The 13,823-nt window shown below is 71.6% G+C and carries 12 protein-coding genes and 1 pseudogene; 8 read left to right on the top strand and 5 right to left on the bottom strand.

Features of this window, described 5'->3' with window-relative positions:
- Window positions 1–59 precede the first annotated feature (59 nt).
- The 5 genes from OG435_RS30725 (at window position 60) to OG435_RS30705 (ending at window position 5,144) form a co-directional block, all read left to right on the top strand.
- Window positions 60–998, top strand: a complete 939-nt coding sequence (locus OG435_RS30725; RefSeq protein WP_243336252.1) for a cellulose-binding protein — start codon at window positions 60–62, stop codon at window positions 996–998.
- Window positions 999–1,122: 124 nt separating this feature from the next.
- Window positions 1,123–2,145: an ATP-binding cassette domain-containing protein gene (locus OG435_RS30720; protein WP_266881163.1), complete on the top strand. Its 1,023-nt coding sequence runs from the start codon at window positions 1,123–1,125 to the stop codon at window positions 2,143–2,145.
- Window positions 2,146–2,147: 2 nt separating this feature from the next.
- Window positions 2,148–2,924 (top strand): ABC transporter permease subunit, encoded by a 777-nt coding sequence (locus OG435_RS30715; protein ID WP_430625718.1) that lies wholly within the window; start codon window positions 2,148–2,150, stop codon window positions 2,922–2,924.
- A 136-nt stretch (window positions 2,925–3,060) separates the two neighbouring features.
- A complete protein-coding gene (locus tag OG435_RS30710; protein WP_266881162.1) occupies window positions 3,061–4,281 on the top strand; it encodes an ABC transporter ATP-binding protein in 1,221 nt (406 codons plus the stop codon).
- Window positions 4,278–5,144 (top strand): ABC transporter permease, encoded by an 867-nt coding sequence (locus OG435_RS30705; protein WP_266881161.1) that lies wholly within the window; start codon window positions 4,278–4,280, stop codon window positions 5,142–5,144. The genes OG435_RS30710 and OG435_RS30705 overlap by 4 nt, the downstream gene beginning before the upstream one ends.
- A 73-nt stretch (window positions 5,145–5,217) precedes the next feature.
- On the opposite strand, the gene OG435_RS30700 is transcribed toward OG435_RS30705, so the two are convergent.
- Window positions 5,218–5,559, bottom strand: coding sequence for an ATP/GTP-binding protein (locus tag OG435_RS30700; protein ID WP_254384262.1), 342 nt, complete (start codon window positions 5,557–5,559; stop codon window positions 5,218–5,220).
- Between the two features lie 242 nt (window positions 5,560–5,801).
- Here OG435_RS30700 and OG435_RS30695 point away from each other — a divergent pair, with 242 nt between their 5' ends.
- On the top strand, window positions 5,802–6,848 hold the full coding sequence (locus tag OG435_RS30695) for an LLM class flavin-dependent oxidoreductase (protein WP_266881160.1): 1,047 nt from the start codon (window positions 5,802–5,804) through the stop codon (window positions 6,846–6,848).
- 121 nt (window positions 6,849–6,969) lie between these two features.
- Here the strand turns inward: OG435_RS30695 and OG435_RS30690 are convergent, their stop codons facing one another.
- Window positions 6,970–7,362 carry an SCO5389 family protein gene (locus OG435_RS30690; RefSeq protein ID WP_243336246.1) on the bottom strand — a complete coding sequence of 131 codons (393 nt, stop codon included), beginning with the start codon at window positions 7,360–7,362 and terminating at the stop codon, window positions 6,970–6,972.
- A gap of 220 nt (window positions 7,363–7,582) precedes the next feature.
- Here OG435_RS30690 and nucS point away from each other — a divergent pair, with 220 nt between their 5' ends.
- Window positions 7,583–8,254, top strand: a complete 672-nt coding sequence (gene nucS, locus OG435_RS30685; protein ID WP_266881159.1) for an endonuclease NucS — start codon at window positions 7,583–7,585, stop codon at window positions 8,252–8,254.
- 1,372 nt (window positions 8,255–9,626) lie between these two features.
- On the opposite strand, the pseudogene OG435_RS30680 reads toward nucS, so the two are convergent.
- From OG435_RS30680 to OG435_RS30670, 3 genes and pseudogenes are all read right to left on the bottom strand, one after another.
- Window positions 9,627–11,459 (bottom strand): annotated as a pseudogene (locus OG435_RS30680) (ATP-binding protein); the annotation flags it as partial.
- Window positions 11,460–11,713: 254 nt separating this feature from the next.
- On the bottom strand, window positions 11,714–12,037 hold the full coding sequence (locus OG435_RS30675) for an STAS domain-containing protein (protein ID WP_243336243.1): 324 nt from the start codon (window positions 12,035–12,037) through the stop codon (window positions 11,714–11,716).
- 160 nt (window positions 12,038–12,197) lie between these two features.
- Complete coding sequence (locus tag OG435_RS30670; RefSeq protein WP_266881158.1) at window positions 12,198–13,046, bottom strand: 3-hydroxyacyl-CoA dehydrogenase family protein; 849 nt, start codon at window positions 13,044–13,046, stop codon at window positions 12,198–12,200.
- A gap of 195 nt (window positions 13,047–13,241) precedes the next feature.
- Here OG435_RS30670 and OG435_RS30665 point away from each other — a divergent pair, with 195 nt between their 5' ends.
- A complete protein-coding gene (locus OG435_RS30665) occupies window positions 13,242–13,814 on the top strand; it encodes a cob(I)yrinic acid a,c-diamide adenosyltransferase (RefSeq protein ID WP_266881157.1) in 573 nt (190 codons plus the stop codon).
- Window positions 13,815–13,823 lie beyond the last annotated feature (9 nt).

The following is a 13,823-nucleotide window of genomic DNA, read 5'->3' as shown; positions in this document are numbered from 1 at the left end:
TCCCCTTAACACCTAACACCCCGCGTAGCACCTCATCGGTCTCATTCGACAGGAACCCCATGAGCGACACATCCTCCCCCTTCGGCTTCGAGCTCGTGCGGCGTGGTTACGACCGCGGTCAGGTGGACGACCGCATCACCAAGCTGGTCTCCGACCGTGACAGCGCCCTCGGACGTATCAACTCTCTGGAAAAGCGGATCGAGGAGTTGCACCTCGAGACGCAGAACGCCCAGGCTCAGGTGAACGACGCCGAGCCGTCGTACGCCGGCCTCGGCGCCCGCGTCGAGAAGATCCTGCGCCTGGCCGAGGAGGAGGCGAAGGACCTCCGTGAGGAGGCCCGTCGCGCGGCCGAGCAGCACCGCGAGCTCGCCGAGTCGGCCGCCCAGCAGGTGCGCAACGACGCCGAGTCGTTCGCCGCCGACCGGAAGTCCACCGCCGAGGACGAGGGCGTCCGGATCGTCGAGAAGGCCAAGGGCGACGCCGCCTCGCTGCGCACCGAGGCCCAGAAGGACGCGGCCTCCAAGCGCGAGGAGGCCGACGCGCTCTTCGAGGAGACCCGCGCCAAGGCCGCCCAGGCCGCCGCGGACTTCGAGACCAACCTGGCCAAGCGCCGCGAGCAGTCCGAGCGTGACCTGGCGGGCCGTCAGGCCAAGGCCGAGAAGCGTCTCGCGGAGATCGAGCACCGCGCGGAGCAGCTGCGCCTGGAGGCCGAGAAGCTCCGTACGGACGCCGAGCGCCGCGCCCGCCAGACCGTGGAGACCGCGCAGCGCCAGGCCGAGGACATCGTCGCCGACGCCAACGCCAAGGCCGACCGGATCCGCAGCGAGTCCGAGCGCGAGCTGGCGGCGCTCACCAACCGCCGCGACTCGATCAACGCGCAGCTCACCAACGTCCGCGAGATGCTGGCGACGCTGACGGGTGCCGCGGTCGCCGCCGCGTCCGCGCCGATCGACGACGAGCCGGTCACCCGCGGCGTTCCGGCGCAGCAGAGCCGCTAGTCGTCAGTCGTCAGTCGTCAGTCGTCAGAGGGTTGCCGGAAGGCGACAATCCGCTTCGACACCGAAGGCCCTTCGTCACCTGTAAGAGGTGGCGTAGGGCCCTCGGGCGTTCTAGCGTGGCGGAATGATCGAGCTTGAGGGCCTTACGAAACGATTCGGCGCGAAGACCGCCGTGGACAACCTCAGCTTCCAGGTCAGACCGGGGGTGGTGACCGGCTTCCTCGGCCCCAACGGGGCGGGCAAGTCCACGACCATGCGCATGATGCTCGACCTCGACAACCCGACCAGCGGTACGGTCCGGATCGACGGGAAGCACTACCGGGACCTGCCGGAGCCACTGAAGTACATCGGGGCGCTGCTGGACGCGAAGGCGATGCACGGGGGCCGCAGCGCGTACAACAACCTGCTCTGCCTCGCCCAGTCGAACCGGATCCCGCGCAGCCGGGTCTCCGAGGTGCTGGACCTGGTCGGCCTGACGGCCGTGGCGAAGAAGAAGTCGAAAGGTTTTTCGCTGGGTATGGGCCAGCGGCTCGGTATCGCCTCCGCGCTGCTCGGCGACCCGGAGATCCTGATGTTCGACGAGCCCGTCAATGGTCTGGACCCGGAGGGAATTCTCTGGATCCGCAATCTGATGAAGGGGCTCGCGGCGGAGGGAAGAACGATCTTCGTTTCTTCTCACTTGATGAGCGAAATGGCACTGACCGCGGAGCATTTGGTCGTCATCGGACAGGGAAAGCTGCTAGCCGACCTGTCCATGGCCGATTTCATCCAGCAGAACTCCCGCAGTTACGTCCGCGTGCGCACACCGCAGCATGAACGGCTGAAGGACGTCCTGCACGAGGCCGGGATCGACGCGATCAGCGTCCCGGCCACCGGCGCCCTGGAGATCGACGGCGTGGAGTCGGAGCGGCTCGGCGAGCTGGCCGCCCAGCACCAGATCGTGCTGCACGAACTCAGCCCGCAGCGGGCTTCACTGGAGGAAGCGTTCATGCGCATGACGGCGGACTCCGTCGAGTACCACGCCCACGCACCGGGGGCGGCCGGCTTCCCGCCGGGACCCGGCATGGCGTCCGACAACCCGGCCCGGCCGGCCGACGTACCCGCGTGGGGCGCCGGCTTCGAGGCGAAGCACAAGGGCGGCGAGTGATCATGGCTTTCTCCGCCGTCCTCCAGTCCGAGTGGACCAAGATCCGCACGGTCGCCTCCACCAGCTGGACCCTCGCCCTCGCCTTCCTCGTCACCGTCGGCTTCGGCGCCGGATTCTCCGCCCTGGTCAACGCGACCTTCGGCGATCTGAGCGAGGTCGAACAGGCCACCTTCGACCCCACCCTGCTGAGCTTCAGCGGTATGCAGTTCGGCCAGCTGGCCATGATCGTCTTCGGTGTGATGGTCGTCAGTACCGAGTACAGCTCGGGCATGATCCGCACCTCGCTGGCCGCCGTGCCCGGGCGCGGCAGCTTCCTGGCGGGCAAGTTCGCCGTGGCCACGGCACTGGCCCTGCTGGTCGGGGTACTGACCAGCTTCGTGTCGTTCTTCCTCGGCCAGGCGATCCTGGGCGACCGCGGCATCGGCATCGGCGAGGAGCACGTCCTGCGGGCGGTCGTCGGCGCCGGCCTGTACATGGCGCTGCTCGCCCTGTTCTCCATGGGCGTGGCCACCATGCTGCGCAGCTCGGTCGCCTCGATCAGCATCCTGATCCCGTTCTTCCTGATCGTCTCGAACCTCCTCAGCGGTTTCGAGGTGACCCGCAAGTACGGCCAGTACCTGCCCGACAAGGCCGGCTCCAAGATCATGCAGGTCATTCCGGACGCCATGGGCAGCCCCGAGACCCCTTACGGCCCCTGGGGCGGCCTCGGGATCATGCTGCTGTGGGTGGCCGCCTCGGCCATCGGCGGCTACCTCGTCCTCAAGAAGAGGGACGCCTGACGTACTACGGGGGATCCCCGGGTCGGTTCTCAGGGGTAGCTCAGGGTCCGGGACGACGTGGAACCGCAAGGGACTGGATATCCTCTTAACCCTTACGCGGGCGAGAGTCGTCCCGGCCTGGCAAGGGGCAGCAAAGATGATCGAGGCAGTCGGCCTGACCAAGCGCTTCGGCGCGAAGACCGCTGTCGACGACCTGTCCTTCCAGGTCAAGCCCGGTCACGTGACGGGATTCCTGGGACCCAACGGCTCCGGGAAATCCACCACGATGCGCATGATCGTCGGCCTGGACCGGCCCACGTCCGGCCGGGTCACGATCAACGGCCTGCCCTTCCGCGAGCTCCCGAACGCCCAGCGGCACGTGGGGGCCCTGCTCGACGCCAAGGCCGTCCACGGCGGCCGCCGGGCCCGCACCCACCTGCTGTCGATCGCCCAGCTCTCCGGGATCCCCGAGAAGCGGGTCGACGAGGTCCTGGGCGTCGTGGGCCTCCAGGACGTGGCCCGGCAGCGCGCCAAGGGCTTCTCGCTCGGCATGGGCCAGCGGCTCGGCATCGCGACGGCCCTGCTCGGCGACCCCCAGGTGCTCCTCTTCGACGAGCCGATCAACGGACTCGACCCCGAGGGCATCCTCTGGGTCCGCAATCTGATGCGCCGGCTCGCCTCCGAGGGCCGCACCGTCTTCGTCTCCTCGCACCTCATGAGCGAGATGGCACTGACCGCCGACCACCTGATCGTGATCGGCCGGGGCCGGCTGCTCGCCGACATGAGCACCCAGGACTTCATCACCCATAATTCGGCCGGATTCGCCCGGGTCCGCACGGCCGACACCGACCCCGGCGGCTGGGACACCCTCGGCTCCGTCCTCACCAGGGCGGGCGGCCGGGTCCTGCGGGAGCCCGACGGGGCGCTGCGGGTGACCGGGCTGGAGCTGCCGCAGATCTCCGACCTCGCGCACGCGGCCGGCGTACGGCTCTGGGAGCTGTCGCCGCACCGGGCCTCGCTGGAGGAGGCGTACATGCGGATGACCCAGTCCTCCGTCGAGTACACCTCCACCGAGGACCCGCGCAACGAGCTGTGGGAGCCCGAACCGCTGAGCGTCCCGAAGTGGGAGGAGGAGGCCGAGGAGGACGCCGAGTCCCTCCAGGTCCCTGCGGCGAGCTTCTTCGCGCCCCCGCCGCCCGGAACCGGCGGCCGGCCGTTCCTGATGCCCACCAGCCCCGGCGAGCTCGCCGGTCCCGAGCCCGAGCGCGGTCCCGATCGCGGAGCCGAGCGCGGTCCCGGGCGTGGAGCCGAAGCCGTGACCGAGCGCTCCCCCGACCCCGTGCGCACCCCCGCGCAGAAGCCCGAGGACACCCGATGACCGCCCCGACGACCGCCCCGCCCTCTGGGGACCAGGGCCCGGCCGGCTACTCCTCGCCCCTGCCGACCCCCCGGCCGCACCTGGGACACGCGCTGGCCTCGGAGTGGACCAAGCTGACCTCGGTGCGCTCCACGATGTGGACGCTCGGCGCCCTGGTCCTGCTCGTCGTCGGCATCGGCGGCGCGGTCATCCTGCAGACCTCCTCCCCCGACTACGAGCAGATGCCGTTCATCGCCCCGGCCCTGTTCGGCCTGCTGGTCGGGCAGCTGGCGGTGATGGTGCTCGGGGTGCTGACGATCAGCTCCGAGTACGGCACCGGCCTGATCCGCACCACGCTCACGGCCGCCCCCGACCGGTACCGGGTGCTCACCGCGAAGTACCTCGTCTTCGCCGGCACCGCCTTCTTCGTCACGGCCGGGTCCGTCTGCCTGGTCGGGCTGACCGCGTCGATCCTGCACGACGGCCGGGGCTCCGGGACGCACGCGAGCGTCGAGTGGGCCACCGGACTCCTGGGCAGCCTCTACGTCACCCTGCTCGGCGTGCTGGCGCTGGCGGTCGGGGCGCTGGTGCGGCACTCCGCCGGGGCGATCGCCGTGATGCTCGGGGTCGTCACGCTGCCGCCGGTGATAGGGGCGGTGCTCAGCATCTGGGAGGCCCTCGCCCCGGTGGGCCGGGCCCTGCTCCAGAACAACGCGCCGGTGGCGCTGATCACGCTGTTCGGCATGCCGCTGGACAGCACCGAAGCCCCGGCCGACGGGAGCGCGCCGTACCCGAGCAGCCTGAGCCACCTGGTGCTGATCCTGCTGGTGACGGGCACCGCGGTCGCCGCCTCGTACCTGGTGTCCGGCCGCCGGGACGTCTGACTCGGGCGCTCCGGCCCAGGCGCTCGGACTCAGGCGCTCGGACTCAAGCGCCTCCGACTCAAGCGCCTCCGACTCAATACTTGGGAGCGTTGCGGGACCGCTGCACCTTGGAGGTGCGGCGGTCCTTCGCGTTCCAGCAGGCCTTGTGCCAGTGCCGGCGGTCGTCGACCCCGCCGTACTCGGGCCAGGCCACGAGGTGCGGGGTACCGGAAGGGATCTCCTGGTCGCAGCCGGGGCAGCGGTAGCGCTTGCCCGCGGCGCTGGCGCCCGCGACGTGCCGGACCTTCCAGTCCTCGCCCTGGTACTCCTCCGTGCGCTCCAGGCCGTACCGGTCCAGACTGCCCGGGCCCGAGCCCTGGTCCGAACGATCGGCTGGATTCTCGCCGCCCCTGGGGCGGTTGTGGCGCGGTGACACGTATACCTCACGGATGGGCGGACGGCAGTGACTTTCTCCCAGACTACGCGCAGCGAACCGGGGTACCCGCAGGGTGGCCGAAGGACGACCACCGTACGGGGCGGCCGGTCGGCGCGACTGGCCTGACAATCCCAATAACTTTCCGGTGAGGCCGTGCCTTTGGCACGTGTCAGACGTTGTTGCCAGTGAGGAAAACGGTCCGCCTGGGGGAGGCCGCGTCAGCCGCGAGGAGGCTAAAGGCGATGCGCGTAGGAGCATTTGTACTGGCCGCCCAGTTCCCGGGCCAGGGACAGGGCGAGGCACTGCTCCGGGCGGTGCGGACCGCCGAGGTGGCCGAGGAGGCCGGGCTCGACTCTGTCTGGGTCGCCGAGCACCACTTCGTCCCGTACGGGGTCTGTCCGTCCGCGGTGACCCTGGCGGCCCTGATGCTGGGCCGCACCCGGCGGCTGCGCGTGGGCACGGCGGTGAGCGTGCTGCCGAGCACCCACCCGGTGGCCCTGGGCGAGCAGGCGGCCCTGCTGCACCTGACCTCGGAGGGACGGTTCACCCTGGGGGTGGGCAGGGGCGGTCCCTGGGTGGACCTGGAGGTCTTCGGCGGCGGGCTCGACGCGTACGAGAACCGCTTCCCGGAGGACCTGGACCTGCTGCGGCGCTGGCTGACCGAACCGCGCGTGGGGACACCGGCGGCACCGGGGGCCGGGGACACGGCCGGCGGCCGGTACGGCTTCCGTGAAGTGGCCGTCGTACCGCGCGCTGCGGAAGCGCTGCACGGGGACGGGACGGGGCCGGAACTGATCGTCGCCTGCACCTCCCCCGGCTCGGTACGGATGGCCGCGGAGCGCGGACTGCCGATGCTGCTGGGCATGCACTGCGGCGACGAGGACAAGGCGGCCATGGTCGAACTGTGGCGGCGTACGGCGCGGGCCGCGGGGCATTCGCCCGAGGCGGGCCACGTGTCGGCCGGGGTCTGCCAGCTGGCGGACCGGACGGCGGACGCCCGCGAAACACTGCTGAAGGCGATGCCGGGCTGGCTCAAGCAGGGCCTGGACGCGCACGTCACGGTGGACGGACGGCAGCGGGCGATGCGGGACCCGGTCGCGTACACCGAGCTCCTGTGCGATCTGCATCCCGTGGGCACACCGGAGCTGGCGGCGGACCGGCTGGCGGCCACGTCGGAGCGGACGGGCATCACGCGGTTCGCCCTGCTGACGGAAGGATCGGGGGATCTCGCCTCGACCGAGGAGAACGTCCGGCGCCTCGGCGGCGAGGTGCTGCCCCGGCTCGGCTGAGACCAGGGCTGCCGCTCCGTTGGCACCGGAGCGGCAGCGAGGTACCGGTCGTGCGGCGGTGCGGTCGTTCGGCAGTGCGGAATGCGGTCGTGCGGTCGTGCTGTCGGTGCGGTCTTCTCTGCTAACAGTCGCGCATTTCGGGCGACTGGTTGAGCAGCTGACCACGGATCGAAGTGAACTTGGCCAGCCGGTCGTCCACCGAGGAGTCCAGCGGGAAGACCGCTACCCGGTGGCAGTTCTGGAATGCCAGGCGCACTCCGAAGTGGCGCTGCAGCGCACCCCGTATCGCGTCACTCGCGAGAGCGCGCAGCAGCTGGCCACGCGCCTGCTCGTCCGGCGGCGGCGTCTGGTTGTCGGCGAACTGTCCACCGTCCACCTTGAGCTGGGCCACCAGCGAGCTGATCATCTCCCATGCGTAGGGCAGGGAGGTCCGGACGCAGTCGACGAAAGCGGCTTCGTCGACCTCGCCTCGCTCGGCCTGTTCGAGTAGGGCCGGTGAGACGTCGAGCGACATGGGTTCTCCTCTCGCGACTCCGGCCGATTGGGTTGCCGGAGCCTTACGGGCAGGGAAGGAGATCGCGACGCAGCGTGCACGCTTCGCAACCTCCCGCTCACCACGGTAGGCGCCCGGTGGGGACCGCACCAGGAGAATGCGCATACAACGCGCCATCCGCGAACGGGGCTTTCGGGGGCGAATCGCGTGCAGGCCTTGTCGTCGAGTAGCGTTGCCGACCATGCGTCTCGTCATTGCCCGCTGCTCCGTCGATTACGCGGGCCGGCTCACCGCCCATCTGCCCTCGGCACCCCGTCTGATCCTCGTGAAGGCCGACGGCAGTGTCTCGATCCACGCGGACGACCGAGCGTACAAACCGCTCAACTGGATGTCCCCGCCCTGCACCCTCAAGGAGGGGAGCGGTGACGACGCCGGCGTCTGGACCGTCGTCAACAAGGCGGGCGAGAAGCTCATCATCACCATGGAGGAAGTCCTCCACGACTCCTCGCACGAGCTGGGCATCGACCCGGGTCTGATCAAGGACGGGGTCGAGGCCCACCTGCAGGAGCTCCTGGCCGACCGGATCGAGACCCTCGGCGAGGGCTACACGCTGATCCGCCGCGAGTACATGACCGCGATCGGACCGGTCGACATCCTGTGCCGGGACGCCTCCGGCGCGACGGTGGCGGTGGAGATCAAGCGCCGCGGCGAGATCGACGGCGTGGAGCAGCTCACGCGCTACCTGGAGCTGCTGAACCGCGATCCCCACCTGGCGCCGGTCAAGGGCGTGTTCGCGGCCCAGGAGATCAAGCCCCAGGCCCGCGTCCTGGCGAACGACCGCGGCATGGACTGCGTCGTCCTCGACTACAACGCGATGCGCGGCATCGAGGACGACAAGCTCCGCCTGTTCTAGGACCCGCTGTTCCAGTCCTACGGGGCGGCGGCAACGGCCGACCGCCCCGTACGGGCTGTCAGGGGGCCGCGGTCTCCGTCTCGCCCGTCTCCTCCGTCGGAGGCTTCGGCTTGTCCGTCGGCACCGTGTTGGTGGGGCTGGGCGATGCGGACGTCGACACGGTCGGGCTCGGGGAGGCCGGCGGGCTGCTCACCGGCGGGGACGAGCTCGTCACCGGCGGCGAAGGCGGTGTGACCGGGCTCGACGACGACGGGGTCGGCGACGGAGTCGAGGTCGCCGAGGGGGACTTGCGCGGCGGCGGGGTCGTACCCGAGGCCTGCGCGGTGGGCGACGAGGCCTCCGGCTCCGGCGAGGGACCGTTTCCGCTCGCGTCCGACGCACTCGGCTGTGCCTCGTCCGAGCTCGGGGCCGTGGAGACGGCCGGCGCCTGCACCGGAGGCCTCTTCTCGTCGGTGGTCATCGCCAGTGCGGCCACCGTGCCCAGCACCACGACGCTCAGCGCCCCGGCCGCGGCCAGCAGCAGCGGCTTGCGGTCGGGCTTCGCCTTCGGCTCGGGCAGTGTCCTGGGCGCCGGGGCCGGCTCGGGGGCGAGGGGGAAGGCGTCCTCGAACACCTCGGCCAGGGTCGCGGGCGCGACGGCGCCGGCCGGCGCCACCGCGGGCACGACCGTCGTGAAGCCGTCCGCAGCCCGCACGGCCGCACGCTCGGGTACGGGGGCGGCGGGGGCGGCCCCGGGGCCCGCCGCGGGCAGGGCGGCGAGGGCCTTCGACAGGGTCGCCGGAGTCACGGGAGCCGAGGGCACCACCGGAGCGGACCCCAAGCCGACAGCACCACGAACCCCGGGAGCACCGGGAGCCAAGGGCATCCCCGCAGCACCGGCAGCACCGGCAGCACCGGGAGCACCGGCAGCACCGGCAGCACCGGCAGCACCGGCAGCACCGGCAGCCAAGGGCATCCCCGCAACACCGGCTGCACCGGGAGCCGAGGGCATCCCCGCAACACCGGCTGCACCGGGAGCCGAGGGCATCCCGGCAGCACCGGCAGCCAAGGGCGTCCCCGCAGCACCGGGAGCCGAGAGCATCCCCGCAGCACCGGGAACACCAGCCGCACCAGCCGCACCAGCCGCACCAGCCGCACCAGCCGCCAACGAGCCCCCTGCGCCACCGGAAACACCAGCAGCGGCACCAGCGGCCAACGCGCTCCCCGCCATACCGGCAGCACCCGGAACCTCAGGAGACCGCGCAGCCGCGGGCGCGAACGGGGACCCCTCAGGTACGCGAACCGCCGGGAACTGCGGCTTCACGCCGGTCCCGGGAACACCGGGCACAGCCGGCGCCCCCGCAGCACCGCGAACCGCGGGGACCTGCGGCTTCGCGCCGGTCGCGGGAAGCCCGGGAGGCCCGGCGAGCCCGGCAAGCCCCGGCACCGCCGGAAGACCCGGAACACCGGGAACCGGCAGGCCGCCCGGAACACCCGGCGCTCCCGGCGCCCCCGCACCCGGCAGCCCAGGCCCGGCCGGCGCCGAAGCCACGGCCGAAACCGGAGCCGCATCCGGCGGAGCCAGTCGCAGGGGCGGCGAGACCGGGGTCTCCGCCGCCTCCCGGTCGGTGACCAGGGCCAGCGCCCGGCGTCCCGCGACGGTCCCCCGCTTGTCGGCCAGCGCTCCGCGCAGCCCGGTCGAGGCCTCCAGCTCGGCCCGTGCCCGGTCGAGCCGGCCCTCGCACAGGGCCAGTACGCCCAGCTCGTGGTGGAAGTACGCCTGCTCCGCGACCTCGCCGGCCTTCCGCGCGGCCTCCGCGCCCGCGCGCAGCACCCGCTCCCAGGCCTCCCAGTGCAGCGAGGCGGCGAACGCCGGGGCCGCCGTCCGCGCCAGCAGTACCGCGGCCACCACATCGGCCCCGGCCAGCGCCGCGAGCACCGCGTCGGCCTCCGCGGCGACCCGCCCGGGGCTGACCGAGGTGCTCCCGGTCCACCAGGCGTAGTGCCGGGCGGCCGTACGGGCCTCCTCGGCCGCGGTGTCCCCGTAGCCGATGTCCTCCAGCTGCCGCGCGACCCCGGCGGCCAGCTGGTAGCGGGTCCCGACGGGGGTCAGCAGCCCGCAGTCGAGCAGTTCCGCGACGGCCGTGTCGGCGTGCGTGTCGCCGACCAGCGCGGGCAGGTGCGCGTGGTGCGGCAGCTCCCCGCCCAGCGCGCAGGCGATCCGCAGCGCGGCCCGCGCGGACTCGCTGACCCGCGAGGCGAGCAGTTCCGCCGGGGCCGCGCCCTCGGCCAGCGTCGGCAGCGGCACGAAGACGGTGTCGCGCGGCTTCTCCTCGAAGACGCCGGGCTCGTCGTACTCGGCGGTCTCGTCGTCCCGGTCGGTGCGGTTGAGTTCGTCGCGCTGTCGCAGCAGCGCGGCCGCCTGGACGAAGCGCAGGGGCAGGCCCTCGGAGGCGAAGCTCAGGTCCCCCGCCCAGGCCTTCTCCTCGTCGGTGAGCGGCCGTCCGGCGCCTGCTTCGAGCAGGGTCACGCAGTCGGCGCGGGCCAGCCCGCCGAGGAAGACCTCTTCGAGGTGCGAGTCGTCGGAGGGGGCCCGGGTGTCGGGGGTGGCGGCCAGCAGGTACGCGCACTCGGGCGTGGCCCGCAGCAGGTCGTCGAGGGCGGTGCCGCCCATCTCGAGGTCGTCCACCAGGACGACGGCGCCTATCTCCGCCACCCGGGCGAGGAGGCCGGCCCGGTCGGGGCGTTCGGCCGGAGCCTCGTACACGGTGGCGTACAGCGCCTGGAGCAGTTCGCCGGGCTGCTGGTGGCCCTGCCCGCTGAGCCGTACGACCCCGTCGGGGGCGAGGTCGGCACAGGCCTCGGCGACCGCGTCGAGCAGCACCGTGCGACCGGATCCGGCCGGACCGGTCAGCCGTACGGAGCGGCCGCGCGCGAGGAGGCGTACGAGGCGCTCGCGCTCCTCCGCCCGGCCCAGCAGGGTCCGCGCCCCGGCCGGGGCGCCCGGCGGTACGGGCGGACGCGCGGCGGCCGCCGCGGAGGTGCGGGCGGCGGGGGCGCGCTTGACCGGGGCGGGGGCGGGCACGCCGCCGGGGCGGTGCGTGCGGACGATCTCGCTGCCGTCGACGGGGTTCACCGTGAGGGTGAAGTCCCCGGAGGTCAGCGTCACCACGCGCGCCGGTGGCTCCACCCGATCGGGCTGCCCCTGTGTGCTGCTGCGGTCCATGACCAAGTCCCCCGATCGCGCCGTGCGCCCTCGTCTCGCCCGGCCTTCGCTCACGCCGCTGTCGCTAGTGGTCCGGTTTCCGCCCGAACCCTAGACCGTGCCCGGTGGGGCGTGAACCGCAGGGGTGCCTTCACCACCGGACCGTTACGTTTGCGTGGGCCGCGTGGAGCCGGGCTCACGTCCTCCGCATCCGGATCCCGCATCGGGATCGCGTCCGGACCGCGTACTGACCGTGTTCGGACCGCGTGCGGAGGTCACGCGCGCGGCAGCGACTCCGCTTCCAGCCCGCCCTCGATCGCGAGGATCCGGTGCAGCCGGGTGGCCACGAGCAGCCGCTGCATCTGGGGCGGGACCCCGCGCAGGACGAGCCGCCGGCCGGTCCGGCCGGCCCGGCGGTGGGCGCCCATGATCACGCCGAGGCCCGTCGCGTCCCAGGAGTCGAGCCCGGTGAGGTCCAGCACGAGGTCGCCGTGACCGTCGTCGAGGGCGGTGTGCAGGACCGTACGGGCGTCCGCCGCGCTGCGCACGTCGAGGCGACCCCCGACTGCGAGTTCGGCGTGGTCGCCCCTGATGTGCATGTGTACTCCCGGCAGCGCGGTACTGATTGCGTATGGTCCGACTGGTTCGTTGGTCGGCAACTCTCACTGCAACTGACTGCCTCAGGGGCAGGGAAGTTGCCGACCGTGAGCGAACCGATACCTAATTCACCCTGTGGGGTGCAGGTATTCGAACGGATGCTCAGTGCTTGTAGAAGCCCTGACCGCTCTTGCGGCCGATGTCGCCCGCGTCCACCATGCGGCGCATCAGCTCCGGCGGAGCGAACTTCTCGTCCTGGGACTCCGTGTAGATGTTGCTGGTGGCGTGCAGCAGGATGTCGACGCCGGTGAGGTCCGCGGTGGCCAGCGGGCCCATGGCGTGCCCGAAGCCGAGCTTGCAGGCGATGTCGATGTCCTCGGCCGAGGCGACGCCCGATTCGTACAGCTTCGCGGCTTCGACGACCAGCGCGGAGATGAGACGGGTCGTCACGAATCCGGCGACGTCGCGGTTGACGACGATGCAGGTCTTGCCGACGGACTCGGCGAACGCCCGGGTGGTGGCGAGGGTTTCGTCGCTCGTCTTGTAGCCGCGCACCAGCTCGCACAGCTGCATCATCGGGACCGGCGAGAAGAAGTGCGCGCCGACGACCCGCTCCGGACGCTCCGTCACGGCCGCGATCTTGGTGATCGGGATGGCGGAGGTGTTGGAGGCGAGGATCGCGTCCTCGCGCACGAGCTTGTCGAGCGCGCGGAAGATCTCGTGCTTGACCTCGAGCTTCTCGAAGACGGCCTCGACGACGATGTCGGCGTCGGCGACCGCTTCCAGCTCGGTGGTCGTGGTGATGCGGGCGAGCGCCGCCCCGGCGTCCTCGGCCGTCAGCTTGCCCTTGGACACGAACCGGTCGTACGAGGCCTTGATCCCGTCGGTACCGCGCGTCAGAGCGGCGTCGGTGACATCGCGCAGCACGACGTCCCAACCCGCCTGAGCGGAGACCTGCGCGATTCCGGAACCCATCAGTCCGGCACCGATGACGGCGAGCTTCCCAGCCACTGCACACCCCACGTTCTTCTAGGACACGGCCTCAGATACGGCACAGCCTCGTTCGTTCTCCGGCGGAGACTAGCGTCCGCGAGGGGCCCAGTGACCGCGAAGTAACACGCGTCACGTCTCAGATGACGGACATCACACCGGGACGGCCCAGCAGTGCGGCAGGGGGCCGTAGTTGACCCGGTCTAGGGTGGCGGCATGGTGAACCTCACGCGCATCTACACCCGTACCGGCGACAAGGGCACGACCGCACTCGGCGACATGAGCCGCACGGCCAAGACCGATCTGCGGATCTCGGCGTACGCCGACGCCAACGAGGCCAACGCGGCCATCGGAACGGCCATCGCGCTCGGCTCGCTGCCCGCCGATGTCGTGAAGGTCCTGGTCCGTGTGCAGAACGACCTGTTCGACGTGGGCGCCGACCTCTGCACCCCGGTCGCCGAGAACCCCGAGTACCCGCCGCTGCGCGTCGAGCAGTTCTACGTGGACAAGCTGGAGGCCGACTGCGACCTCTTCAACGGCGAGCTGGAGAAGCTCCGCAGCTTCATCCTCCCCGGCGGCACTCCCGGTGCGGCCCTCCTGCACCAGGCCTGCACGGTGGTCCGGCGCGCCGAGCGCTCCACCTGGGCGGCCCTGGAGGCGCACGGCGAGGTCATGAACCCGCTCACGGCCACCTACCTCAACCGCCTCTCCGACCTCCTCTTCATCCTGGCCCGCACGGCCAACAAGGAGGTCGGCGACGTCCTGTGGGTCCCGGGCGGGGACCGCTAGGACCGGTCG

The sequence above is a fragment of the Streptomyces sp. NBC_01264 genome (genome assembly GCF_026340675.1).
Classification (GTDB): domain Bacteria; phylum Actinomycetota; class Actinomycetes; order Streptomycetales; family Streptomycetaceae; genus Streptomyces.
The sequence above is the reverse complement of the archived record's forward strand: the minus strand, read 5'-3'. Positions and strand labels throughout refer to the sequence as shown.